17 protein-coding genes and 1 tRNA gene are annotated in these 25,655 nt (G+C 70.9%); 10 read left to right on the forward strand and 8 right to left on the reverse strand.

Translation table 11 applies throughout. The features are described from left to right. Positions 1–245: 245 nt before the first annotated feature. The 3 genes from mfd to ACIRC0_RS30875 all read right to left on the reverse strand — a co-directional run bounded on the left by mfd (position 246) and on the right by ACIRC0_RS30875 (position 7,813). Positions 246–3,797 (reverse strand): transcription-repair coupling factor, encoded by a 3,552-nt coding sequence (mfd, locus tag ACIRC0_RS30865; protein ID WP_403622522.1) that lies wholly within the window; start codon positions 3,795–3,797, stop codon positions 246–248. Positions 3,798–4,457: 660 nt separating this feature from the next. Then, positions 4,458–7,028 (reverse strand): ABC transporter permease, encoded by a 2,571-nt coding sequence (locus ACIRC0_RS30870; RefSeq protein ID WP_403622525.1) that lies wholly within the window; start codon positions 7,026–7,028, stop codon positions 4,458–4,460. Then, complete coding sequence (locus ACIRC0_RS30875; protein WP_388998102.1) at positions 7,025–7,813, reverse strand: ABC transporter ATP-binding protein; 789 nt, start codon at positions 7,811–7,813, stop codon at positions 7,025–7,027. The genes ACIRC0_RS30870 and ACIRC0_RS30875 overlap by 4 nt, the downstream gene beginning before the upstream one ends. Before the next feature lie 461 nt (positions 7,814–8,274). Between ACIRC0_RS30875 and ACIRC0_RS30880 the strand changes: the two genes are divergently transcribed. The 3 genes from ACIRC0_RS30880 to ACIRC0_RS30890 all read left to right on the forward strand — a co-directional run bounded on the left by ACIRC0_RS30880 (position 8,275) and on the right by ACIRC0_RS30890 (position 12,520). Next, positions 8,275–9,813, forward strand: a complete 1,539-nt coding sequence (locus ACIRC0_RS30880) for an MFS transporter (protein ID WP_403623018.1) — start codon at positions 8,275–8,277, stop codon at positions 9,811–9,813. A gap of 19 nt (positions 9,814–9,832) precedes the next feature. Further along, the gene (locus ACIRC0_RS30885; protein ID WP_403622528.1) at positions 9,833–10,411 is read left to right on the forward strand and encodes a GNAT family N-acetyltransferase; all 579 of its coding nucleotides are present in this window, start codon (positions 9,833–9,835) and stop codon (positions 10,409–10,411) included. Between the two features lie 138 nt (positions 10,412–10,549). Then, entirely contained in the window at positions 10,550–12,520 is a 1,971-nt protein-coding gene (locus ACIRC0_RS30890) for a ricin-type beta-trefoil lectin domain protein (protein WP_403622531.1), read from the forward strand. 212 nt (positions 12,521–12,732) lie between these two features. Here the strand turns inward: ACIRC0_RS30890 and ACIRC0_RS30895 are convergent, their stop codons facing one another. Further along, entirely contained in the window at positions 12,733–13,032 is a 300-nt protein-coding gene (locus tag ACIRC0_RS30895) for a YciI family protein (protein WP_403623021.1), read from the reverse strand. 169 nt (positions 13,033–13,201) lie between these two features. Between ACIRC0_RS30895 and ACIRC0_RS30900 the strand changes: the two genes are divergently transcribed. Both ACIRC0_RS30900 and ACIRC0_RS30905 read left to right on the forward strand, forming a co-directional pair. Next, positions 13,202–13,663 carry a DUF485 domain-containing protein gene (locus tag ACIRC0_RS30900; protein WP_403622534.1) on the forward strand — a complete coding sequence of 154 codons (462 nt, stop codon included), beginning with the start codon at positions 13,202–13,204 and terminating at the stop codon, positions 13,661–13,663. Beyond that, positions 13,660–15,297 (forward strand): cation acetate symporter, encoded by a 1,638-nt coding sequence (locus tag ACIRC0_RS30905; protein WP_403622537.1) that lies wholly within the window; start codon positions 13,660–13,662, stop codon positions 15,295–15,297. The genes ACIRC0_RS30900 and ACIRC0_RS30905 overlap by 4 nt, the downstream gene beginning before the upstream one ends. 57 nt (positions 15,298–15,354) lie before the next feature. Here the strand turns inward: ACIRC0_RS30905 and ACIRC0_RS30910 are convergent, their stop codons facing one another. The 3 genes from ACIRC0_RS30910 to ACIRC0_RS30920 all read right to left on the reverse strand — a co-directional run bounded on the left by ACIRC0_RS30910 (position 15,355) and on the right by ACIRC0_RS30920 (position 20,202). After that, a complete protein-coding gene (locus ACIRC0_RS30910; RefSeq protein WP_403622540.1) occupies positions 15,355–16,239 on the reverse strand; it encodes a cellulose-binding protein in 885 nt (294 codons plus the stop codon). Positions 16,240–16,443: 204 nt separating this feature from the next. Next, a complete protein-coding gene (locus tag ACIRC0_RS30915; RefSeq protein ID WP_403622543.1) occupies positions 16,444–19,176 on the reverse strand; it encodes an SUKH-4 family immunity protein in 2,733 nt (910 codons plus the stop codon). A gap of 9 nt (positions 19,177–19,185) precedes the next feature. Further along, complete coding sequence (locus ACIRC0_RS30920) at positions 19,186–20,202, reverse strand: SMI1/KNR4 family protein (RefSeq protein WP_403622545.1); 1,017 nt, start codon at positions 20,200–20,202, stop codon at positions 19,186–19,188. A gap of 263 nt (positions 20,203–20,465) precedes the next feature. On the opposite strand from ACIRC0_RS30920, the gene ACIRC0_RS30925 reads away from it, so the two are divergent. Continuing rightward, entirely contained in the window at positions 20,466–20,966 is a 501-nt protein-coding gene (locus ACIRC0_RS30925; protein WP_403622548.1) for a YwqJ-related putative deaminase, read from the forward strand. A gap of 68 nt (positions 20,967–21,034) precedes the next feature. After that, a complete protein-coding gene (locus ACIRC0_RS30930) occupies positions 21,035–21,526 on the forward strand; it encodes an SUKH-3 domain-containing protein (RefSeq protein WP_403622551.1) in 492 nt (163 codons plus the stop codon). Between the two features lies 1 nt (position 21,527). On the opposite strand, the gene ACIRC0_RS30935 is transcribed toward ACIRC0_RS30930, so the two are convergent. Further along, the gene (locus ACIRC0_RS30935) at positions 21,528–22,847 is read right to left on the reverse strand and encodes a sensor histidine kinase (RefSeq protein WP_403622554.1); all 1,320 of its coding nucleotides are present in this window, start codon (positions 22,845–22,847) and stop codon (positions 21,528–21,530) included. A gap of 167 nt (positions 22,848–23,014) precedes the next feature. Here ACIRC0_RS30935 and ACIRC0_RS30940 point away from each other — a divergent pair, with 167 nt between their 5' ends. The 3 genes from ACIRC0_RS30940 (at position 23,015) to glmU (ending at position 25,524) form a co-directional block, all read left to right on the forward strand. Continuing rightward, positions 23,015–23,878 carry a helix-turn-helix domain-containing protein gene (locus ACIRC0_RS30940; RefSeq protein ID WP_403622557.1) on the forward strand — a complete coding sequence of 288 codons (864 nt, stop codon included), beginning with the start codon at positions 23,015–23,017 and terminating at the stop codon, positions 23,876–23,878. 6 nt (positions 23,879–23,884) lie between these two features. Beyond that, positions 23,885–23,955 (forward strand) — tRNA-Gln (locus ACIRC0_RS30945). A 123-nt stretch (positions 23,956–24,078) separates the two neighbouring features. Continuing rightward, on the forward strand, positions 24,079–25,524 hold the full coding sequence (gene glmU / locus ACIRC0_RS30950; protein ID WP_403622560.1) for a bifunctional UDP-N-acetylglucosamine diphosphorylase/glucosamine-1-phosphate N-acetyltransferase GlmU: 1,446 nt from the start codon (positions 24,079–24,081) through the stop codon (positions 25,522–25,524). Positions 25,525–25,655: the final 131 nt, after the last annotated feature.

A 25,655-nucleotide genomic window follows, 5' to 3' on the forward strand; every position in this document is an offset into this window, starting at 1 on the left:
GCCGTTCTCCCGGTCTCACGGTAACCGTCAAGGGGTTATGTCCCTCGCATCGCCTTCGTCATGCGTACGAGAACCGCCCCGCTCACGCGCCGCGACCCGATACGACCGCTCCGACCCACTAGGACCCGCTCAGGCCATATCTGTCCGATAGAGTCCGTTAGGGAACGCAAGGACCGCTAGGACCGGTTAGGACCGGTTAGGACCGGTTAGAGCTAGCTAGGGCCGGCTAGGGCTCGCTAGACCCGCTACGACCCCAGGATCGATGTCAGGAACTCCCCGACCCAGCCCAGCAACTCCCGGCCGACCAGCGGCTTTCCGCCCACCTTCGCCGTCTTGGGGCGGGGCACCAGGACCTGGTGGACGGCCGGCTTGACGATGGTGCCGGGGTACAGGCGCTTGAGCCGCAGTTCCTGGGACTCCCTCAGCTCCACCGGCGCGAAGCGGATGTTGGTGCCCTGCAGGACGATCTCGCCGACACCGCAGGCGCGGGCGAGCATGCGCAGGCCCGCCACCAGAAGGAGGTTCTCGACCGGCTCGGGCAGCTTGCCGTAGCGGTCGACGAGTTCCTCGCGGACGGCCTTGATGTCCTCCTCCGAGTTCACGGAGGCGATCGCGCGGTAGGCCTGCAGGCGCAGCCGCTCGCCGGGCGCGTAGTCGTGCGGGACATGGGCGTCGACGGGCAGCTCGATCTTGACCTCGAGCGGCGCCTCTTCTTCGATCTCGCCGGTCTCCAGCTGGCGCCGGTAGTCCGCGACCGCCTCGCCGACCATCCGCACGTACAGGTCGAAGCCGACGCCCGCGATGTGGCCGGACTGCTCGCCGCCGAGCAGGTTGCCCGCGCCGCGGATCTCCAGGTCCTTCATCGCCACGTACATGCCCGCGCCCATCTCCGTGTGCTGGGCGATGGTCGCCAGCCGCTCGTGGGCGGTCTCCGTCAGCGGCTTCTCCGGCGGGTAGAGGAAGTACGCGTAGCCGCGCTCCCGGCCACGGCCGACGCGGCCGCGCAACTGGTGCAGCTGGGACAGGCCGAAGGTGTCGCCGCGCTCCACGATCAGCGTGTTGGCGTTGGAGATGTCGATGCCCGACTCGACGATCGTCGTGGAGACCAGCACGTCGAACTTCTTCTCCCAGAAGTCGACGACGACCTGCTCCAGCGCCTGCTCCGACATCTGGCCGTGGGCCGTGGCGATCCGCGCCTCGGGGACGATCTCACGCAACCGCGCCGCCGCCCGGTCGATCGACTCCACCCGGTTGTGGATGTAGAAGACCTGGCCCTCGCGCAGCAGCTCACGGCGGATCGCGGCGCCGATCTGCTTCTCCTCGTACGGCCCGACGAAGGTCAGCACCGGGTGCCGCTCCTCCGGCGGGGTGGTGATCGTGGACATCTCGCGGATGCCCGTCACCGCCATCTCGAGGGTCCTGGGGATCGGGGTCGCGGACATCGTCAGCACGTCGACGTTCGCGCGCAACTTCTTCAGCTGCTCCTTGTGCTCGACGCCGAAGCGCTGCTCCTCGTCGACGATGACCAGACCGAGGTCCTTGAACTTGGTCTCCGACGAGAACAGGCGGTGCGTGCCGATGACGACGTCCACCGAGCCCTCGCGCAGCCCCTCCAGCACCGCCTTGGCCTCCGTGTCCGTCTGGAAACGGGACAGCGCCCTCACGTTCACCGGGAACTGGGAGTAGCGGTCGGAGAACGTGCCGAAGTGCTGCTGCACCAGCAGCGTCGTCGGGACGAGGACGGCGACCTGCTTGCCGTCCTGGACCGCCTTGAAGGCGGCCCGCACCGCGATCTCCGTCTTGCCGTAGCCGACGTCGCCGCAGATCAGGCGGTCCATCGGGACCGACTTCTCCATGTCCTCCTTGACCTCGGCGATCGTGGTCAACTGGTCCGGGGTCTCCGCGTACGCGAACGCGTCCTCCAGCTCCCGCTGCCAGGGGGTGTCCGCGCCGAAGGCGTGGCCGGGGGCCGCCATGCGCGCGGAGTACAGCTTGATGAGATCGGCGGCGATCTCCTTGACGGCCTTCTTCGCGCGCGCCTTCGTCTTCGTCCAGTCGGCGCCGCCGAGGCGGTGCAGGGTGGGGGCCTCGCCGCCGACGTACTTGGTGATCTGCTCCAGCTGGTCGGTCGGGATGTAGAGGCGGTCGCCGGGCTGGCCGCGCTTGGCCGGGGCGTACTCCACCACCAGGTACTCGCGGGTGGCGCCCTGGACCGTGCGCTGCACCATCTCGATGTAGCGGCCCACGCCGTGCTGCTCGTGGACGATGTAGTCGCCGGACTCCAGGGTCAGCGGGTCGATCGTCTTGCGGCGGCGGGCCGGCATCCGGGCGCCGTCGCGGCCGGCCGCCCGCTGGCCGGACAGGTCGGTCTCCGTGAGCACGGCCAGCTTGAGGGCCGGGTCGACGAAGCCGTACTCGATCGAGCCGCACGCCACGTGCACGACCGACGGGGACAGCGCCCCGAGGTCGGCGTCGAGGCGGGCCGCGATGCCCTCGTTGCCCAGCACCTCGACCGTGCGGGACGCCGGGCCGTGGGCCTCGGTGACGAACACGGTGCGCCAGCCGTCGGCGAGCCAGCCCTTGGTGTCGGCGAGCGCCTTGGCGGTGTCGCCGCGGTAGGTGTCCGGGGCGTGCATGCCCAGCGTGAGCGTGTCCCCCGCCGCGGCATATGTCCCCGTCAGGTCGGCGTCCGCGGCGAACGGGGACACCGACCACCACATCATGCCCAGCTCGCCGGCCCGGTCCCGGACGTCCGCGAGGGACCACAGGGAGGCGGCGCCGACGTCGATGGGGGCCTCTCCGCCGCCGGCGGTGGCCGCCCAGGACGCCTGCAGGAACTCCTGCGACGTGGCCACCAGGTCCGCGGCGCGCGTGCGCACCCGCTCCGGGTCGCACACGACGGCCATGGCGCCCGCGGGCAGGACGTCGAGCAGCAGCTCCATGTCGTCGACGAGGACGGGCGCGAGGGACTCCATGCCCTCCACGGCGATCCCCTCGGCGATCTTGCCGAGCAGTTCGCCCAGCTCCGGGTGGTCCTCGGCGAGGGCGGCGGCGCGCTGCCGCACGTCGTCGGTGAGCAGCAGCTCGCGGCAGGGCGGTGCCCACAGGCCGTGCTCGGCGACCTCCAGGGAGCGCTGGTCGGCGACCTTGAAGTAGCGGATCTCCTCGACCTCGTCGCCCCAGAACTCGATGCGCAGGGGGTGTTCCTCGGTGGGCGGGAAGACGTCCAGGATGCCGCCGCGCACGGCGAACTCGCCGCGCTTCTCCACCAGCTCCACGCGGGAGTACGCGGCGGCGGCGAGGGCGTCCACGACGTCGTTCAGGTCGGCGCTCTGGCCGGTTCTCAGGGACACCGGTTCCAGGTCGCCGAGGCCCTTGACCTGGGGCTGGAGCACGGAACGCACGGCGGCGACGACGACGGAGACCGGGCCGGTCTCGGGGTCGTCGGAGCTCGGGTGGGCGAGCCGTCTCAGGACGGCGAGGCGGCGGCCGACGGTGTCGCTGCGGGGGCTGAGGCGCTCGTGCGGGAGGGTCTCCCAGGAGGGGTACTCCACGACGCCGTCGGGCGGCAGCAGGGAGCGCAGCGCGGCGGCGAGGTCCTCGGCCTCGCGGCCGGTCGCGGTCACGGCGAGCACGGGCCTGCCCGCGTCCCGGGCGAGTGCGGCCACGGTGAAGGGGCGTGCCGCCGGGGGGCCGACGAGGTCGACGTGCATACGGTTGCCGTCGGTCGCGGCCTTGACCGCTTCCGCGAGTGCGGCGTCCTTGACTACGGCGTCGAGCAGACCGTGCAGGCTCATGGAGGGGCATCCGTCCCGGAGTGGGCAACACGAACACCCGGCCGCGAGATTTTCTGGGGCCGGGGTTGTCCAGCGTACGACGCCGGGCGCGTGACCGTCGGGGCTGTGGACAACGTCCCGCCGGCTACGGGGTGAGGGCGCCGGATGGTGCCCGCCCCCGCCGCCCTTACCCGACCCGTCCCCAGGGGCTCCGCCCCTTCGACCCCGCCGGGGGCTCCGCCCCCTGCGCCCCGGCGGGGACTGCGTCCCCTGCACCCCTCGCGGGGCTCCCCCCGGAGCCCGGCGGGGACTGCGTCCCCTGCACCCCTCGCGGGGCTCCGCCCCCTGCACCCCGCTGGGGCTCCGCCCCAGACCCCGTTCGGGGGCCAGCCCCCGGACCCCCGCTCCTCAAACGCCGGAGAGGCTGATTTTCCCCCGGCCGGCTCATTCAGCCCATCTGGGGCCCCTGCTCGAAGAGCTTGGGGGGAGCTTGAGGACGAGGCCGTTCAGGCCGAAGCGAGGGTCTGGGGGCGGCAGCCCCCAGGGACGGGAAGGGTAGGGGCGGCGGGGGCGAAAAAGACTCAGGCCAGGCCAGACGGCGCAGGGAAGCCCGGCGTCGAAGAGCCTGTGCTCCCCGGCGCCGGGCTCCACCCGACTACCCCGTGCTCCCCGCCTCGGGGGCTACTCCGTCGCGATCGCGTTCAGTACGTTCATCCGGCCCGCCCGGAACGCCGGGATCAGGGCCGCGAACAGCCCCACGAAGGCCGAGGCGACGAACACGCTCGTGATCGTGCCCCACGGGATCTGCAGGACGTTCAGGCCCTCCAGGGCGAGGAGCTTCTGGGCCGTGGCGCCCCAGCCCATGCCCAGGCCGAGTCCCAGCAGGGCGCCGAAGAGGGCGATCACCACCGACTCCAGGCGGATCATGCGGCGCAGCTGGCGGCGGGAGAGGCCGATCGCCCTCAGCAGGCCGATCTCCCTCGTCCGCTCCACCACCGACAGGGCCAGCGTGTTCACCACACCCAGGACCGCGACGATGATCGCGAGGGCGAGCAGGCCGTAGACCATGTTGAGCAACTGGCCGACCTGGTCCTTCAGCTCCTTCTTGTAGTCGGTCTGGTCACGCACCTGGTACTGCGGGTACGGCTTCATCGACTGCTTGAGCGCCGCGTACGCCTGCTTCTCCTGGCCGTCCTTCGCCTTGGCGAACATGATCTGGTTCGGCGGGATCCTGTCCTTCGGGACGTACTTCTCCATGGTCGCGATGCTCATGTAGCGCGCGCCCTGGTCGAGGGCGGTGTCGTCGCTGGTGATCGCCGCGACCTTGAGCTTCGCCGTCCGGCCGCCCTTGAAGGCGACGGTGATGGTGTCGCCGACGTGCACGCCGTGCTTCTTGGCGTAGTCGGAGCCGACCGACATGGCGTCGTCGCCGTAGGCGGCGGACAGGGTGCCCTGCGTGGTCGTACGGCGCAGGTCCTCGGCGTACGAGGGGTCCGCGGCCGTGATCCCGGTGTCGTCGGCCTTGCCGTCCGGCGGGGTGAGGGTGGCGTCGAGCATCTTGTAGCGGGTGACGTGCGCCAGGTGCGGGCTCTGCTGCATCGCCTTCTCGGCCTGCGGCACGATCCGCTGGTTGCCCTGGACGATGAAGTCCGCGCCGACCGACTTGTCCAGCTCGCTGGTGGCCGAGGCCACCATCGAGGAGCCGACCACCGAGAGGCAGGCGACCAGTGCGAGGCCGATCATCAGGGCCGCGCCGGTGGCGCCGGTGCGGCGCGGGTTGCGCAGGGCGTTGCGCTCGGCCATGCGGCCCACCGGGCCGAAGGCCCGCAGCAGCACCGCGCTGATCACCCGGACCACCCCGCCCGCCAGCAGCGGGCCGATGACCACGAAGCCGATCAGGGTCAGGACCACGCCGACGCCCAGGACCAGCGAGCCGTCGCTCGCCTTCTTGGCACTCGCCGCGGCGTACAGGGCGGCGGCACCGGCGCCGGTGAGGACGAGGCCGATCAGTGCGCGCACCCGGCCCGCCTTGCCGTCGGCCGGCGTGCCGGCGTCCCGCAGGGCGGCCATCGGGGAGACCTTGCCGGCGCGGCGGGCCGGCAGGTAGGCGGCCAGGACGGTGACGACGACGCCCAGGACCAGGCCGGCCACCGGTGTGGTCGCCTTGATCGTCAGGTCCCGCGTCGAGAGGTCCATGCCCATCGAACCCATGACCTTCATCAGGCCGATCGCGATACCGACCCCCGCGCCCACACCGAGGACCGACCCCAGGACACCCAGCAGCAGGGCCTCGACCAGCACGGACCGGTTGACCTGTCGGCGGGAGGAGCCGATCGCCCGCATCAGGCCGATCTCACGCGTCCGCTGGGCGACCAGCATCGAGAAGGTGTTGATGATCAGGAAGATGCCGACCAGGAACGCGATCCCGGCGAAGCCGAGCATGGCGTACTTGATGACGTTCATGAACTGACCGACGTCCTTGCGGTTCTCGTCGGCGTTCTCCTTGGCGGTCTGGACCTTGAAGGACCCGGCCCCGGCGAGTGTCCGTGTGACGTTCTGCTTCAGCTGCTCGTCCGAAACACCGGACGCCGCGGTGACGTTGATGTTCGTGAACCGGCCGGTGGCCCCGAGCAGTTCGCGCTGCGCGGTGGCGGTGTCGAAATAGACGACGGCGGCACCGGGGTTGGTCACCTTGAAGGTGGCGATGCCGACGATCCGCGCCCGGAAGTCACCGGTCTGCGCGATGGTGCGCAGCTCGTCGCCCAGTTCGAGGTGGTGCTTGTCGGCGGTGTCGGCGTCCACCATCATCTCGGTCGGCCCGCGCGGGGCGTGACCGGACGTGATCTCCATCGACCGCAGGTCGTTGCTCGTCCAGTTGCCGGCGATCGTCGGGGCGCCGGTGGAGGAGCCCATGTTCTCGTTGTCGCTGTCGACGACGGTCACGTTCATCGAACTGACGCCGCCCTCCACCGACTTGACGCCCTCGGCGTGCCGGGCCTCGTCCAGCACGGAGGCCGGCAGCGACTCGGGCACGCCGTTCTGCGGGGCCTCGTCGCTCTTGGCGGCCTTCGGCGAGACGGTCACGTCGGACGCCGTCACCGCGAACAGCTTGTCGAACGTCGTGTTCATCGTGTCCGTGAACACGAGCGTGCCGCACACGAACGCCACCGACAGCAGGACCGCGACGGCCGACAGCGCCATGCGCCCCTTGTGCGCGAAGAAGTTGCGCAGCGAGGTCTTCAGGACGGTCATGACGTGCGCCCCCGGGCGTCGAAGTCCTTCATGCGGTCCAGGACGGTGTCCGCGGTCGGCTTGAGCATCTCGTCGACGATCCGGCCGTCGGCCAGGTACAGCACGCGGTCGGCGTAGGAGGCGGCGACCGGGTCGTGCGTGACCATGACGATGGTCTGGCCGAGCTCGTCCACGGACCGGCGCAGGAAGCCCAGCACCTCCGCGCCCGCGCGGGAGTCGAGGTTTCCGGTCGGCTCGTCACCGAAGATGATCTCGGGGCGGGCGGCCAGGGCGCGGGCCACGGCCACGCGCTGCTGCTGTCCGCCGGAGAGCTGGCTGGGCCGGTGCTTGAGGCGCCCGGCGAGCCCGACGGTCTCCACGACCCGGTCCAGCCACGCCTTGTCCGGCTTACGGCCGGCGATGTCCATGGGCAGCGTGATGTTCTCGATCGCGTTCAGCGTGGGCAGCAGGTTGAACGCCTGGAAGATGAACCCGATGCGGTCCCGGCGCAGCTGGGTGAGCTTCTTGTCCTTCAGGCCGGTGATCTCGGTCTCGTCGAGGTAGATCTGACCGCTGGTCACGGTGTCGAGCCCGGCGAGGCAGTGCATCAGCGTGGACTTGCCGGACCCCGAGGGGCCCATGATGGCGGTGAACTGGCCGCGGGCGATGTCCACGTCGACGTGGTCGAGTGCGACGACGCGGGTCTCCCCCGCCCCGTACGCCTTCACGACCTGCCGAGCCCGCGCGGCAACGGCCGTACGCCCTCCAGTGCCCCCGTGCCTGGGAATGGTCACGGCCGATGTCATGGTGAATCCCCTTTTGTCCATCAATGAATGACATGCGCGTGAGTGCGCTGATCGGTGACCGACCGCCGCCAATCGGTGGTCGATCGGTGGTCGATCGGTGTGATGAGTACGCCGCTCAGTCTGGTGCGGGCGCACCGTCCGGCGCGCTGGTGCCCGGCCCCGTCCTCCGCTGGGGAAAACCCCACCCCCTCCGGTGCGGCCGGCGCGACCCCCGTGCGCCCCGACCGCTCCCCAGCGGCGTAAAGCCAGGCTAAGGAACGGGACCGGTCCCTCTCGTCCTCCGGTGGGACGAGCCCTCCCCGAGCCCTGATACGGAGGAACCCCTAGGGGTCCTCCACCTGGAGGTGGACCACTCTCGGGGCCCGCCTCCACCCGTCGGCCCACCCACTCTCCACCCTGACGTCGCGTGAGGGTCAACTCTCCCCAGCAGGGGCCGAGAGTGAGAGGGTGTCGCACGGCAGATACGTGCACAGGGAAACGACCGGGAGAGGATTCCTGTGGACCAGGGGGACACGGAGATACGGACCGCTGCGGCCGGCCGCACCCAGGACGCGACACGGCGCCGCGGGGCCGTCGTCGCCGCGCTGATGCTGGCGATGGCGCTGGCCGCGCTGGACTCGACGATCGTCTCGACGGCCGTACCGCAGATCGTCGGCGACCTCGGCGGATTCTCCGTCTTCTCGTGGCTGTTCTCGGGCTATCTGCTGGCCGTGACGGTGACGCTCCCCGTCTACGGCAAGCTGTCCGACACCTTCGGCCGCAGGCCGGTGCTGATCGCGGGCGCGTCCGTCTTCCTGCTGGGCTCGCTGTTGTGCGCGATGGCCTGGAACATGGGCGCGCTGATCGCGTTCCGCATCGTGCAGGGCCTGGGCGGGGGCGCGCTGCAGGGCACGGTGCAGACGCTCGCAGCCGACCTGTACCCGCTGAAGGAGCGTCCGAAGATCCAGGCGAAGCTGTCCACGGTCTGGGCGGTGTCCGCGGTGGCGGGCCCGGGGCTCGGCGGGGTGCTCGCCGCGTACGCGGACTGGCGGTGGATCTTCCTGGTCAACCTGCCGATCGGGGTGGTCGCGCTGTGGCTGATCGTCCGCCATCTGCACGAGCCGAACCGCGAGTCGGGCCCGCGCCCCCGCGTCGACTGGGCGGGCGCCCTCGCGGTGTTCGCGTGCGGGGGCGTGCTGCTGACGGCGCTCGTGCAGGGCGGGGTGGCCTGGCCGTGGCTGTCGGCGCCGTCCCTGGCGCTGTTCGCGACGGGGCTCGCGCTGGTCGCGGTGGTGGTGGCGGTGGAGCGCCGGGCGGCTGAGCCGATCATCCCGGGGTGGGTGTGGCGGCGCCGTACCATCGCCGCGGTCAATCTGGCGCTCGGCGCGCTGGGGCTGCTGATGGTGGCCCCGACGGTCTTCCTGCCGACGTACGCCCAGGCCGTGCTCGGTCTCGGCCCGGTGGCGGCCGGGTTCGTCCTCTCGGTGTGGACGCTCAGCTGGCCGGTGTCGGCGGCGCTCAGCCAGCACGTGTACCGGCGCATCGGCTTCCGCGACACGGCGATCCTGGGCATCGGCCTGGCCGCGCTGCTCCTGCTGGCGTTCCCGTTCCTGCCGTACCCCGGCTCGCCCTGGCAGCCGGCCCTCGTGATGCTCCTGCTGGGCGGCGCGCTGGGCCTGTTCCAGCTGCCGCTGATCGTGGGTGTGCAGTCGACGGTCGGCTGGGCGGAGCGCGGCACGACGACGGCATCCGTCCTGTTCTGCCGTCAGACCGGCCAGACGATCGGGGCGTCGGTGTTCGGCGCGGTCGCCAACGGGGTCCTGGCGTCCCGGCTGGGCGGGTCGGGCGACCTGGACGCGGTGACGCGCGGACTGAACGCGGGCACCACGCCGGAGGCGACCCGCCGGGCGATCGCGGACGCGGTGCACTCCGTGTATCTGGGCGCGTCGTGCGCGGCCGCGTTGGCGTTCCTGGTGCTGCTGTTCGTGGCCCCGCGGAAATTCCCCGTGCTCAAGGACTGAGCGGCCCTACCCTTTGACCATGGTGAAGCTGGAGCGGCTGCGCGCCGACCATGCCGACGCCCTGCTGGCCTTCGAGCGGGAGAACCGCGCGTACTTCGCGCGCACGGTGTCGGACCGCGGGGACGCGTACTTCGCCGAGTTCGCCGCCCGCCACCGGGCGCGCCTCGCCGAGCAGGACGCCGGTGTGTGCCACTTCCATGTCGTGACGGACGAGCAGGGGTCCCTGATCGGCCGGGTCAACCTCGTCGACGTCGAGGACGGATGCGCCGAACTCGGCTACCGCATCGGCGAACGCGCCGCCGGCCGGGGTGTGGCCACGGCCGCGGTCGCGGAAGTGTGCCGACTGGCCGCCGCGGCGTACGGACTCACCGCCCTCACGGCGGTCACCACCTACGACAACACGGCGTCCCGAACCGTCCTCGAACGCAACGGATTCACCCCTGTCGGGGACATCACGCTCGTCGGCCGCCCCGGCATCCGCTACCGGCGCCCGCTCACTGCTCCTGACGGCACCGGCGGCACCGAGCGCACCGACGGCACCGACCGCACCGGCGGCATCGACAGCACCCACAGCACCGACCGCATCCGCACGGAGTAAACCGCGCGCTCCGACAATTCCCGCTCCTGTCACACCCGTTGACTTACCCCTCCCCCGGCTCTACGTTCGGCGCGCCATCACGTTCGGTTCGCCGACCCTCGTTCGGTATTTCGACGTCTCGATCACGCTGGGAGCCGCATGTTTCCCCCACCACGGCACCTCCTCCACCGCTCCAGAACCCTCGCCGTACGCCTCCTCGCGCTCGCCCTGACCGCGACGGCCGCCCTCCTGTTCGTCCAGCCCCCGCCCGCCACGGCGGCCACCACAACCACTCAGATCCCCGTGCCCACCGCCCCCATGGGCTGGGCCTCCTGGAACAGCTTCGCCGCGAAGATCGACTACAGCGTGATCAAGAAGCAGGTCGACGCGTTCGTCGCGGCGGGCCTGCCCGCGGCCGGGTACAGGTACATCAACATCGACGAGGGCTGGTGGCAGGGCACCCGCGACAGCGCCGGCCACATCACCGTGGACACCAGCGAGTGGCCTGGCGGCATGAGCGCCATCGCCGACTACATCCACAGCAAGGGGCTGAAGGCCGGCATCTACACCGACGCCGGCAAGGACGGCTGCGGCTACTACTACCCGACCGGCCGCCCCGCCGCGCCCGGCTCCGGCAGCGAGGGCCACTACGACCAGGACATGCTGCAGTTCTCCAAGTGGGGCTTCGACTTCGTGAAGGTCGACTGGTGCGGCGGAGACGCGGAAGGGCTGGACGCCGCCACCACGTACAAGGCGATCAGTGACGCCGTCGCCAAGGCGTCCGCGGCCACCGGGCGCCCCCTCACCCTCTCCGTCTGCAACTGGGGCAAGCAGAACCCGTGGAACTGGGCGCCGGGCCTGGCCCCGATGTGGCGGACCAGCACCGACATCATCTACTACGGCGACAAGCCGTCGATGACGAACCTGCTGTCCAACTTCGACCAGACCCTGCACCCCTCGGCCCAGCACACCGGCGCCTACAACGACCCGGACATGCTGATGGTCGGCATGGACGGCTTCACCGCCGCCCAGAACCGCACCCACATGGCCCTGTGGGCGATCTCCGGAGCCCCGCTGCTCGCCGGCAACGACCTGACGACGATGACGTCGGAGACCGCCTCCATCCTCACCGACCCCGAGGTCGTCGCGGTCGACCAGGACCCGCGCGGCCTCCAGGGCGTCAAGGTCGCCGAGGACACCACCGGTCTCCAGGTGTACGGCAAGGTGCTGTCCGGCACCGGCAACCGCGCGGTCGTGCTGCTCAACCGCACCTCCTCCGCGCAGAACATCACCGTCCGCTGGTCCGACCTGGGCCTGACGAACGCATCGGCCAGCGTCCGGGACCTGTGGGCCCACAAGGACCTGGGCACGTACGGCACGAGCTACACCGCGAACGTCCCGGCGGGCGGCACGGTGATGCTGAAGGTCAGCGGCGGCACCGAGGCGGCGAGCAGCACGTACGGCGCCGCCTCCACCGGGCGCTACACCGGCGTGAGCGCGGCGAGCACCGGTGTCAACGTCGTCGACATCGCCTACACCAACACCTCGTCCACCGCGCGCACGGCGACCCTGCAGGTCAACGGGCAGACGCCGACGACCGTCTCGTTCCCGCCGACCGGCTCCACCCAGGGCACCGTCTCCGTCGAGGCCGGCCTCTCCAAGGGATCCGCCAACTCGCTCACCCTGACCGGAACCTCGCTGCCGAGCCTGGGCGCCATCACCGTCCACCCCATACCCGGCACCAACGGCTCCCTGATCACCGGCAAGCAGTCCGGCCGCTGCGCCGACATCTACAACAACACGATCACCAACGGCACCCAGGCGGAGCTCTGGGACTGCAACGGCGGCCAGAACCAGTCCTGGACCTACACCTTGCGCAAGGAACTGGTGGTGTACGGCAACAAGTGCCTGGACGCCTACAACCGCGGCACCACCAACGGCACCAAGGTCGTCATCTGGGACTGCAACGGCCAGGCCAACCAGAAGTGGAACGTCAACTCCGACGGCACGATCACCAACGTCAACGCGGACCTGTGCCTGGACGCCTCGGGCGCTGCCACGTCCAACGGCACGAACCTCGTCCTGTGGTCGTGCAACGGCGGCGACAACCAGAAGTGGACCCTGACGTAACGGGCACACGCACAGGAAAGACGAACCCCCACCCCGCGACCGCGGAGTGGGGGTTCGCATCAGAGCGCCGGGCAGGCCTTGCACCTGCATCTCCCCGCAGGAAGCGGGGCGTCTTTCCTTGGACCACCAACGCACCACCGGACACCGGGTGTTCCGGCGACCAGCACATGATCAAGTGTAGCGCACTCTCGTCAGGCGCCGCGCCTCGCGCCTCAGGACGGCGGCTGCTGCCGGTACGCGGCCAGCGCGGGCGCCGTCTTCGTCGCCAGGAACTCGGTGATCCGGTACGCGCACACGCCCGCCGCCACGAACGGGTCGGTCGCCGTGAGCCGCTCGATCGCCTCGCGGTCCTCGCCTGCGGCGAGGATGATCCCGCCGTCGCGCGGGACCTTGCGGCCGGAGGCGAGGAAGACACCGGAGGCGTACTGCTCCTCCAGCCAGGCCACATGCGCCGGCAGGGCGGCGTCGACGGCTTCGAGCGGGGCGGTGTAGGTCAGCTCCAGTACGAACACGCCCACCAGCCTATCCATCCCCTTCATCTCAAGTTGGTGTAGTAAGCGCATACCGACCGGCCAGTTTGCCGAAAACCTCACGCAGCCCCGATCCGCCCGAGTAGCGTGCGTCGCCGCCCCCCGCTCCCTGCGGTCCGCCCCGGACCCGAGCCACGCAAGGAGAACCGGGATGTCCGACGCGTTCATACCGCGGCACTCGTCCCCCGAGTACTCAGCACCGCACCACTCGCCACCGTCGTACCCGACGCACCCGACCTATCCGACGTACCCATGGCAGCCGCCGCCCGCGGAGCCGGTCCGCCGGCCGCTGCCGCAGCATCCGCCGCTCGGACACCACAGCGACCTGCGGATGCTGCGCACCGCCTACCGCTGGCAGCGGCGCGTGGCCACCCTCACCGCGCTCGGCTACTTCGCGCTGTTCCTCGCCCTGTCCGCGTTCGCGCCCTCGTTCATGACGGCCACCGTCTCCGGCGGTCTCACCATGGGCCTGCTGCTCGGCCTGCTCCAACTCCCCGTCACCTGCCTCGCGATCGGCGTGTACGAGTACACGGCACGCCGCGGCGTCGACCCGATCGCCGACCGCATCCGCAGACAGGCCGCACTGGACACCGGACGGGGGGCGGCGCGATGATCGCGGCGAACACACCGGGAGGCATCACCGGGTTCAGCAGCTCCGCACAGGCCATGTCACTCGTGGCGTTCACCACCGTCGCCACGATCACGCTGCTGCTGTGCGTGATGACCGGGCCCGACCGCGACGACCTCGACGAGTTCTACACCGGCTACGGCTCCCTGTCCCCGATGCGCAACGGCCTCGCCATCGCCGGGGACTACATCTCCGCCGCGACCGTGCTCGGCACCGGCGGGGTCATCGCGCTCGCCGGCTACGACGGTGTCGTCCTCGCGCTGAGCACGGCCCTGTCGCTGATGCTGCTGATGTTCCTGCTGGCCGAACCCCTGCGCAACGCGGGCCGGTTCACCATGGGCGACGCGCTGGCCCGGCGCATGCCCGGGCGCGCGGTGCGCATGGCCGCGTGCGCCGTGACCATCGCCGCGCTGCTGCCGCTGATGCTGGTCCAACTCGCCGGCACCGGCGACCTGCTGGCCTTCCTCGTCGGCTTCTCGGGCGACTCCCTGAAGACCGGCTGCGTCATCGGCCTCGGCCTCCTGATGATCTCCTACGCGGCGATCGGCGGCATGAAGGGCACCGCCCTCATCCAGATCCTGAAGATCGTGATGCTGCTCGGCTCCGGACTGGTCGTCGCCGGGCTCATCCTGCACCGCTTCGACTGGGACCCGGGCGCCCTGTTCACGGCCGCCGCCAAGAACAGCGGAGCCGGCCCCGCGTTCCTGCACTCGGGCCTGGAGTTCGCGGGCGGCTCCTCCCCCCGCCTCGACATGATCAGCGCCGAGCTGACCGTGGTGCTCGGCGGCGCCTGCCTGCCGCACGTCACCATGCGGATGTACACCGCGAACAGCGCCCGCCAGGTCCGCCGCTCGCTGTCCTGGGCCGTGCCGGCGGTCGCGCTGTTCGTGCCGGTCATCACGGTGGTCGGCTTCGGCGCCACCGCCCTGATCGGGCGCGCCACCATCGCCGCGGCCGACCCGCAGGGCAACACCGCCTACCTGCTGGGCTCCCGGGCGGCGTTCGGACGAGATGTGTCGAACGCCGGGACACTGCTGTTCACGACGGTGACCACGGCGATCTTCCTGACGCTCCTCGCCTCCGTCGCCGGAATGATCCTCGCCTGCGCCAACTCCCTCGCCCACGACGTGTTCGCCGCCCGCGTGCAGGAGATGCCGCCGCGCCGCGAGATGGCCCTGGCCCGGCTGTCGGCGCTGGCGGTGGGCATACCGGCGATCCTGCTCGCCACCCTCGTCCAGCACCACAGCCTGCAACCGCTGGTGACCCTCTCCTTCTGCATCGGGGCCTCCGCGATCGCACCCGCCCTGGTCTACAGCCTGTTCTGGCGCCGCTACACCCGAACCGGCCTGCTGTGCACGCTGATCGGCGGCACCGTGACCACCCTCGTGCTCATGACCGGCACCAACCTGGTCTCCGGCTCCCCCGCCGCGGCCTTCCCCGACGCCGACTTCAACTGGTTCCCGTTCACCACCACCGGCCTCGTCTCCATCCCGCTCGGCTTCGCCTACGGCTGGCTGGGCACGCTCGCCTCCGGCCGCGGCCAGGCCGCCGAACAACGCCGGGAGTACGAGGCGGTCGAAGGCTGGATCCTGGCGGGGGCGACCCGCAGGAGCGGCTGACGACCCTCAGGAACGGCTGACGAACGGCCGGGCGCGCGCGGAGGCCGCAAGGGCCGTCTACTCCGCGGGAGCCCGGCCCGTCAGCATGGCCAGGCTGTTGCGCACATGGTCCATCTGGGCCTGCACACAGTCCCAGACCTCACCGTGCTCCCGCAGCACCCGCTCCGTCTCCCGGGCGATACGGTCCTCCCGCAGCCGCGCCTCCGCGACCAGCTCGGCGGCGCGCGCCTGGGCGTCCCGCTGCACCTGCCGGGCCGACTCCTCGGCCTCCGCGAGCGCCCGCTGCGCATCCGACAGCGCGGCCTCCGCGCGCGCCACCCGCTCCGCCTCCCACGCCTCGGCCTCCGCGACCCGTTCGGCCACCACCCGCTCCTCGTCCGCCCAGCGCTCGGCGTGCTCCCGCTCCTGCTCGGCGAGCAGCGCCGCCGTGCGCTGCCGCACCTCACGCAGCGCGGCCAGCGCCTCCCCACGCCCCTCCTTCACCTCACGTCGCGCCGTGATGCGTACGTCGTCGGCCTCGGCCCTCGCCGCCAGCAGCCGGGTGCGGACCCGCTCCTCGGCCTCACCGCGCACCTCGTCGGCGTACGCCTGCGCCTCGTCCCGCACCCGCCGCGCCTCCTGCTCCGCCTCCGCGAGCACACGCCCGGCCTCCTGCCGCGCCTCCTCGCGCAGGGCCTCGGCCTCCTCCCGCGCCATGTCGAACAGCCGGCCGGCCCGATCGCCCAGGCCGTCGTACGTCTGCGCGGGAAGCTGCGCCACCCTCTCCCGCAGCCGCAGCAGGCCGGCCTCCATCTCCTTGGCCAGCACCGTCAGCCGGGCGGCCCGCTCCCAGGCGGCGTCGCGCTCCCGTGAGAGGGCCGAGGTGTAGGCGTCGACCTGGTCGGGACGGTAGCCGCGCCGCACGGACACGAAGCCGTACGGCGACCTCGATGCGCTGCTCATCGTGGAACCCCTCTCCAGCTGACCCACGAATCGATGATTTTGCGCACATCTTGATGGATCAGTCAGAACTGTTCATAACGCGACACTCCACGCACAAGCAACGGATCGCCCCGAAGATCACCCGAAAAAGCGGCCGGGCCCGGTCGTCCGTACGACCGGGCCCGGAACTGACGATGCGTCAGGTAAGGGGGCTTGGGGAAGAGCTCACAGCAACCCGTCCCACATCTGCTCCAGCAGCACCGACCACCAGCTCTCCGGCGAACTCAGCGCCGCCGGGTCCAGGGAGGCGAGCTGTGCCTGGAAGTCGACCGTCCAACGGCCCGCCTGCTCCTGGTTGAGGCCGTAGCGCAGCCGCCACATCCGGCCGAGCAGGGCCAGAGCGCGCACGAACTCGGGCAGGCCCGTGTTCACGAACTGCGGCGGCACGGAAGCACCGCCCGGCCCCGCCTCCACGGGCACCGCGACGATGTTCGCCGTCCCGTACTGCACACAGATCGCCTTGCCGAAGTCGCTCCCCATGACCAGGTACGAGCCCGCGTCAGGGGCCGGCTGCACCCCGCGCTCCTGCGCCAGCTCCGCCAGCGTCGGCACCGGACGGCCCGGCTGGGCCTGCGCCCAGAAGAACGGGCCCATGTCGAACGGCAGTCCCGCCACCACCAGGGTGTGCGCCACGATCGGCGGCACACCCTGCCGGGACACCGCGGCCTGCTCGAACCGGAAGATCCCCGGACCGAAGGAACCCGCCAGCTCCTGCGCGATGCCCTCCGGCGGGACCGGCGGCGCGGGCTGCACCGCGGGCAACGGCGCACGCACCGGCCCCGGACGCGCCGGACCGTCCGCCACCTGGTGCAACTCGCCCTGGTGTGCCAGTAGTTGCCGCATGCCCTGCTGGCGGGAGGCGTGGTCGGTGCCGTACGGGGCGATGCTGGTGATCCGCGCCTGCGGCCAGTTCTCCCGGATCATCCGCGCACAGTACGCGCCCGGCAGCTCGCACGACTCCAGCTCCGTGTGCAGCTCCAGCACCTGGTCCGGCGGCACGTTCATGGCACGCAGCTCATGGAAGATCTGCCACTCCGGGTGCGGCATGCCCGGCGCCGAACGCCGGATCAGCTGCTGCTCGGAACCGTCCTGCGCGCGGTAGCGCAGCACGGCCTGGTAGCCGGGGCCGACGGTCGGCGGGCCCTGCGGCGGATAGCCGTACGACGGCTGCGCACCGGGCATGGGCTGCCCGGGCGGCTGCTGCCCCGGCATCGGCTGTCCGGGCACCGGTCCGCCCATGGGCTGTCCGGGCACCGGCTGTCCCGGCACCGGCTGTCCAGGCACAGGTCCGCCCATGGGCTGTCCGGGCACCGGCCGTCCCGGCGCCTGCGGGGCGCCCGGAGGCATGCCGGGGGCACCCGGAGGCGGTGGCGGGGCCGCACCGGGGCCTCGGGCCGGCGGCCCGGCCAGCATGGTCTCGGCGTAATGTACGGCACCGGGGGCGCCCGGCGGCCGCGAAGCACCCGACGGGTTCGGCGCACCGGGAGCACCGGGCTGTCCGGGACCCGCGGGTTGTCCCGGAGCACCGGGCTGTCCCGGAGCACCGGGCTGTCCCGGAGCCGCGGGCAGGGCCGAAGGGCTCGGCGGGCCCGGGGGGTTGGGGGCGTCCGGAGCGCCGGGGCCGGGCCGGTTCGGGTCCGCGAGCATGGTGGCCGCGTGGTGCACACCGCCCGGGGGCGGGCCCGGAGGGGTCGGCGCTCCGGGAGCACTCGGCGCCCCTGGAGCGTGCGGTACCCCCGGAGGGTTGGGCACACCAGGCGGCTGGGGGCCGCCCGGCAGCGGTGTTCCAGGCGGAGGCGGCGGCGTGCCGGGACCCGCCGCGCCCTCGGGCCCGTCCGAGCCGAGCTGCGAGACGAGCTGGGTCGGCACATACCCGCCCGCCGAAGCGCCCGGTGCGGGCGGCGGCGGGGGAGGCGGCGGAGGCATGGCGCCCGGCCGCGCACCCGGAACCCCGGGCGCGCCCGGCGGATGCGGCGGACCACCGGCGCGCGCAGCCCGCGGAGGCGCCGCCTTGCTGGTCGCGGCGTCCGCGATGTCCGCGGCGTTCGGCGCGGGAGCCTGCTGCGTTCCGGGCGCAGGCGTGCCCGGAGCCTGCGGGTAGCCGTACGACGGAGCGCCCGGCGCCTGCGGAGCACCCGGCACACCACCGGGAGGCTGCGGGTAGCCGTACGCCGGCCCCCCAGGAGCAGCCGGCGCACCGGGCGCACCCGGAACCTGCGGAGCACCCTGCGGCGTACCGCCCGACATCCCTGCCGCCTTCGCGTCCGGCGGTGCGGCGCCCTCGTCCGCGTCGCTCAACGGCGGCGCGAACACCGTCTCCGGCAGCGGCACCGAACGGTCCTCGCCCGCCTCCGCGTTGGTGTCGGTCCCCGCCCACGGCGTATCCCCCGCGGACGCACCCGGCGCCTCCTCGCCACCACCGGCCGCAGGCCACGCCGTACCCGACGCACCCGGGGAAGCCGCCGCGGCCGGACGCGAACCCGCCCCGTCCGACGCACCGTCACCGGACGTCCGGCGCTCCGGAACCCCCCTCCTGTCCGCCGCCTCCTGGAGCCACTCCGGCGGCGTCAGCAGGAACGAGGTCTGGTTCAGATCCACCCGTGCCGCAGGCGCCGGAACCGCGGGTGCCCCCGCGTCCCGCGCCCCGTACTCCTCCTCGTACCGGCGGATCACCTCACCCACCGGCAGCCCCGGCCACAGCGTCGCCTCACCACTGTCCCGGGCGATCACCAGCCGCTGAGCGCCCCCGTCCGAACGCGGCCCCCCGTCCCGGTCCTCCGCCCACACCACGAACCCGAGCTCGAACTCCCGCACCCGCACCTCACGATGCAGATACGCCGGAACATCCCCGTTGATCCACTCTTCCGCGCGCTCCTGCGCCTGCGCGAACGTCACCATCGCCCGAACTCACTCCCCCACCGAAGACGCCGAAGACGCCGACGGCTCCGACGACACCGGCACCGCACGCGCGAACCCACCGTCCACCATCAGATTCGCCACGGTCTCCAACTCCGGCGGATTACCCGCGAGCCGCCCCAGGAACTGGTCGAAGTCGTCCCCGCACGGCAGCAACAACCGCTCCACCCGCTCCGCAGGCGTCCACGACGCGTCCACATCCCGCACGTCGTCATACGCGCAGAACCACACCGAACCGATCCGGTCACCCTTCACCTTCACGGCCAGCAACCCGCCCTGCACAAAACCGACGCCCAGATAGTCCTTCGTCAGATGGTCACGCAGACACTTGTTCACATACACCAGGTCATTGACCGCCGCCTCGTCCCGCACCGTGAAGAACGGCTGGTCCACCAGCAGACCCAACTCCGCGTCCAGCGCCGCACCCACCGGCGCACAACCACCCGCCGCCTTCAGAAACGACCGATACGCACCCGGCAGCCGATACCCCAGGTCCTCCTCGACCCCCTGCACCTGCGACTCCGTCACCGCCACCGACGACTTCGGCAACCCGAAATGCGCCGGCCGCGTCTCCTGCAACGGCCGCGTCCCCCGCTTGCTCTGATCCACCTTCGCCGTCGCGATCCCCCCGTGATGCCGCAGCAGCGCCTTCACCTCGACCGGCACCAACTCCAGCCGCCGCGAACCCCGCACGTGATGCCACGTCCAACCATGCGGCGTCGCCACCGACGCGACCGTGTCCCACAACTCGTGCCCCGACGCCGCCAGCGCCGCGTTCGCCGACACGTAGTCCGTCAGCCGCAGCTCATCCACACCGAAACCCTCCGGCGGATCCGCGATCTCAGCGGCCGCACGGGCATACGGCGAGAAATCCGGAAACCCGTACTCGTCGACCCGCACCCCCCTCGGATGCCGGGCCGCCCTCACCGGGTCCGGAAAGTGCACGACCTGCCCGGCGTATGCCGCGTTCGGCGGCGCGGCCTGCTGCCCGAGCCGACCTGTCGTCACGGTTGCCCCCTGCGGCTTTCTGTCTGGCCTGTACGGCGATACGGATCGCGGACCCCGACAGCCTATGCGGTACGACGACACCGGTCACCGGCCCACCGCTCCCCCCACCCCCGGCCCCACCACCCCCACGTGACCAGCCGTCACCCCACCGTGACCGAACGACCCGACCCGGGCGTGTCACAGCGCCCCAGCTTCCGCACCCGCCACGGCATTTGGCAGTCTGTGTCCCCACCGGGGGGATGCACGGGAGGGGAAAGACGATCATGAACACGGCACCGACAGACACGTCCGGCGACCCGCGCATCGGCTGGAGCACCACCGACGCGCCCCCCGCCCCCACCCTCCGCCACCGCCGCGACGGCATCCTCCCCACCGTCGCCGCCGCCCTCTCCGTCCGCGGCGCCACCCTCACCGGCACCGCCGCCCGCGGCGACCAACCTCCCGCCCTGCACCCCCTCGTCCAGGACTTCCTCGACACCCTCACCAGCAGCCAACGCGACCGCTACACCGGACGCTGCGCCGAAACCATCCTCATCTCCCGCCACATCGCCGCCGCCGACGCCGCCCGCAGCAAACGCGCCGCCCGCAAACCCATGACCAACGGCGAAGCCCGCAAAGCCCTCAAACACGCCAAACTCACCGCCCGCCGCATCCGCGAGGACGGCGACCCCCTCCACGGCAGCTTCGCCCCACCCTGCCGCGCCTGCACCGCACTCAGCGCCCACTTCGGCGTCCGCATCATCGACCCCACACCGCAGGACTGACACCGCACAACCCACACGCACAACGGCACCCCCCACGCCGGACCAGGAACCCGACGAACGAAGAGCAGATGCACGCCGACCGCTCCACCACCCGCTTCTCCGTCCCCGTCGACGCCGCACTGCGCACCGCAGGCTGGCAACCAGGCCGCTGGGACATAAAGCAAGCGGAAATCTGGGCCGACACCCTCCGCAGCCACACCTCACCCGCAGGCCACCGGCACGCCGTCTTCCCCGCCGCCGTCGAAGCCTGGGCCGAATTCGGCGGCCTCCACATCACCGCCCAAGGCCCCGGCCGCCAACTCGCCCCCGCCACCCTCCACCTCGACCCCCTGCACGGCCTCCACATGGCCCGCACCCTCGGCGACCTCGGCCGCGCCCTCGACACCGAAGTCAGCCCCCTCGGCGAGGAAACCGACAGCCACACCCTCATCGCCATCGACGCCGAAGGCCGCGTCTACGCCCTCGACCACACCGGCGACTGGTACCTCGGCCCCGACCTCGACCACGGCCTCACCACCCTCCTCACCGGAATCGCCCCCGTACGACTCACCGCAGGGTGACTCAGGCCACCTCCGCCGGAATCACCGCCGACACCCGGAACCCACCCGCATCCGTCGGCCCCGACACGAACACCCCACCCAGCGCCCCGACCCGCTCCTTCATCCCCAGCAGACCATTGCCCCCACTCGGCAACCGCGCCGCCTCCACCGCACCAGGCTCCGGCGGCGGCTCGTTCTCCACCTGCATCGCGATCTCCGCACTGCGATGCGCCAACCGCACATGCGTCTTCGCCCCCGCCGCATGCTTGTGGACGTTCGTCAACGCCTCCTGCACCACCCGGTACGCCGTCTGCTCCACCTCCGGCGCATACGACCGCACCTCCCCCTCCACCGACAGATCCACCACCATGCCGGCCGCAGCGGACTGCCCGATCAACTCCTCCAACTCCGCGAGGCAAGGACCCTCGGAGGACTCCGGCTCAGCGACCCGGGACGCCGCAGCGGCCGCAGCCACCCCCACAGCGGCAAGAGACACAGCAGACCGAGCCGGCCGCGACACAGCCCCGTCCCCGCTGCGCAGCACACCCAGCATCTGCCGCAACTCGGTCAGCGCCTGCCGCCCCATGTCCCCGACCAGAGCGGCGTTCTTCACCGCCTTCTCGGGATCCTTCCGCGCGACAGCCTGAAGCGCCGCCGCATGCACCACCATCAGACTCACCCGATGCGCGACGACGTCATGCATCTCCCGCGCGATCCGCGTCCGCTCCTCGTTCCGCGCCCACTCCGCACGCTCCTCCGCCCGCTCCGCGAGCAGCATCAGCTCCCGCTCCAGCGAATCCGCCCGCTCCCGCAAGCTCTCCATCAGCCGCCGCCGGGCACCGACGTACAGACCGAGAAGCACAGGAGGAGCGGTCATACCAAGGGCGGTGGTGACAGACAGAAACGGAATGAACCCACCAGCGATGGACAGATCCCCCCGAACCATCCCCTGATGCGCCCGCACATACGTGACGACGAACATCCCCACGAACGACATCCCCGCCAGCGCACCGATGATCCGCCGAGGCAACTCCGAAGCCGCAAGGGTGTACAACCCGACGAGCCCCATCAGGAACCCCATCTGCGCCGGCGTGACGGCGATACTCACCAGCACGACAGCAACGGGCCACCGCCGCCGCAACAACAGCGTCAGCCCCGCGAACAGCCCGAACACCATCCCCACCGGAGCCGGCAACCCGGCATCCCGCGAGAACTGAAGCCCCTCCACCGCACACTCCACGGCGGACACCGCCGCGAGCCCGATATCGAGCACGGCACTACGCCACCGCACCCACCACCACGGCCCCCCGGCCGCGGTGTGCACTTCCCCCGACGTGGTCATGGCTCCAGCCTACGGGCGCCCCGCACGGCTTTTCCGGCGAGTTTCCACGACTGCGCCACACCACACTCCGTAACCGAACAGAAGCGAAACGCCCCGGAATCCCTCGAACTGCTGAATCGCACACCGTTCGACCGCGGAAGGACGAATTCCGCCCAGAGGTTATGCCCATGGCACACGCACAGGGCAAGTACGCGGACTTCGAGGGACTCCGGGAGCGGGCGGTGGCGCTGCGACGCGGCGGCCACAGCCTCCGGCAGATCCGCGACGAGCTGAAGATCTTCAACAACGACATCCTCAACCAGCTGGTGAAGGGAGAGCCACCACCGGAATGGACGAAGCGCCCCCAGGCGAAGGACGACCCCCGCGAACGGGCGCGGGAGCTACGCAAGCAAGGCTGGACGTACAACCAGATCCAGGCCGAGCTGGGCTGCTCCAAGAGTTCGGTGTCGCTTTGGGTTCGGGATCTGCCCGCACCGGAGCGCGAGCGCCGAACCGACATGACACCCGCTCGGCGTGGAGCGCGGCGCGCTGCCGAGGACCGCGCCGCCGCACGGGCGGAACTGACGGACACCGCCTCTAACGAGATTGGCCCGCTCACCGCCCGGGAGCTGTTCTTGATCGGCGTCGGGCTCTACTGGTCCGAAGGCGCAAAGGCCAAACCTGGCACGCACCGGCGCGTGATCTTCGTGAACAGCGACCCGAACATGATCAAGCTGTTCCTCGCATGGCTCGACCTGCTCGGCGTAGCGAAGGAGCGCCGACGGTTCTCGGTCAATATCCACGAGTCGGCCGATATCGCAAAGGCGGAGGCCTACTGGGCCGGCCTAGTCGGCATCGAGGTCCACGACCTGCTGAAAACCAGCCTCAAGAGGCACAACCCCCGAACCAACCGCACCAACACCGGTGAGGGTTACTTCGGCTGCCTGAGGGTCGCCGTTCTACGAAGCGCCGACCTACACCGTCGCATTGAGGGCTGGTGGTACGGCATAGTAGGTGCTGGTTCCGCAGCCGATCTAGCAAATCGGACATAGCGGCAATCCCGGGTCGTCTAAGGGCAAGACGGTGGTTTTTGGTGCCACTTATAGGGGTTCGAATCCTCTCCCGGGAGCAAATGCTCGGTTCGGGTCCTGACCGGTGACATCCCCGTCAGGGCCCGCTCGCATGTCCCCAGAGAAACGCCCCGGTATCCTGCGGGTGTCCACCCCACCCCCAGAAGCCGAAGGGCATCCCCGTGAGCGCCAACCGCCCGGCCGCCGTCGTTGTTCTTGCAGCGGGTGAGGGCACCCGTATGAAGTCGGCCACACCCAAGGTTCTGCACGAGATCTGCGGTCGTTCCCTCGTCGGGCATGTGCTCGCCTCCGCGCGCGAGTTGAAGCCCGAGAATCTCGTCGTCGTCGTGGGCCATGCCCGGGAGCAGGTCACGGCGCACCTCTCCGAGATCGATCCGGATGTCCGTACGGCCGTGCAGGCCGAGCAGAACGGCACGGGGCACGCCGTGCGGATGGCTCTGGAGGAGCTGGGTGGGTCCGTCGAGGGGACCGTGGTGGTCGTGTGTGGTGACACTCCGCTGCTGACCGGTGAGACGCTGCGGCGGCTCGCCGCGACCCATGGTGAGGACGGCAACGCCGTCACGGTGCTGACGGCCGAGGTGCCGGACGCCACGGGCTACGGCCGGATCGTGCGGGACGGCACGGGTGCCGTCACCGCGATCGTCGAGCACAAGGACGCCGACGACGCGCAGCGGGCGATTCGTGAGATCAACTCGGGTGTCTTCGCTTTCGACGGCCGGTTGCTGGCGGAGGCGCTGAAGCAGGTCCGGACGGACAACAGTCAGGGTGAGGAGTACCTGACGGATGTGCTGGGGATTCTGCGGGAGGCCGGGCACCGGGTGGGGGCGTGCGTCGCGGTCGATCATCGCGAGATCGCCGGCATCAACAACCGGGTGCAGCTCGCGGAGGCGCGTCGCATCCTGAACGACCGGCTGCTGACGGACGCCATGTTGTCGGGTGTGACCGTGGTCGACCCGGCGACCACCTGGGTCGATGTCACCGTGGCGTTCGGGCAGGACGCCATCGTCCACCCGGGTACGCAGCTTCTGGGTGCGACGTACGTCGGTGAGGGTGCCGAGGTCGGTCCGAATGCGCGGCTGAAGGACACCGAGGTCGGTGCCGGGGCGCGGGTCAGCAACACTGTGTCCGACGGTGCGGTGGTCGGGCCGCAGGCTTCCGTGGGTCCGTACGCCTATCTTCGCCCGGGTACGCGTCTGGGCCTGAAGTCGAAGGTCGGTACGTACGTCGAGACGAAGAACGCCTCGATCGGTGAGGGGACGAAGATCCCTCACCTGTCCTATGTCGGTGATGCGACGATCGGTGAGTACACGAACATCGGTGCCGCGAGTGTCTTCGTGAACTATGACGGACAGGACAAACACCACACCACGGTGGGGTCCCATTGCCGTACCGGTTCGGACAACATGTTTGTGGCTCCTGTCACGATCGGGGACGGCGCGTACACGGCGGCGGGTTCTGTGATCACGAAGGATGTGCCGCCCGGTTCGCTGGCTGTGGCCCGTGGTCAGCAGCGGAATATCGAGGGTTGGGTGGCTCGCAAGCGTCCGGGGAGTGCGGCTGCGAAGGCGGCTGAGGCGGCTTCCCGGGAGTCGGATGGCGAGGGCTGACCGGAATCAGGCGCGTCTGTGACGGCGTACCGTGATAAGTGCACACCCGCACCCCACCAGCTGAGACGGTCGTCCGTTTCCAGCCGTTGTGGCTGTGGCGGCCTCTGGATGCCCAGCTGAGTTATGACCTC

It is taken from the genome of Streptomyces sp. NPDC093984 (assembly GCF_044764595.1).
In the GTDB taxonomy this organism is placed as follows: domain Bacteria; phylum Actinomycetota; class Actinomycetes; order Streptomycetales; family Streptomycetaceae; genus Streptomyces; species Streptomyces cynarae.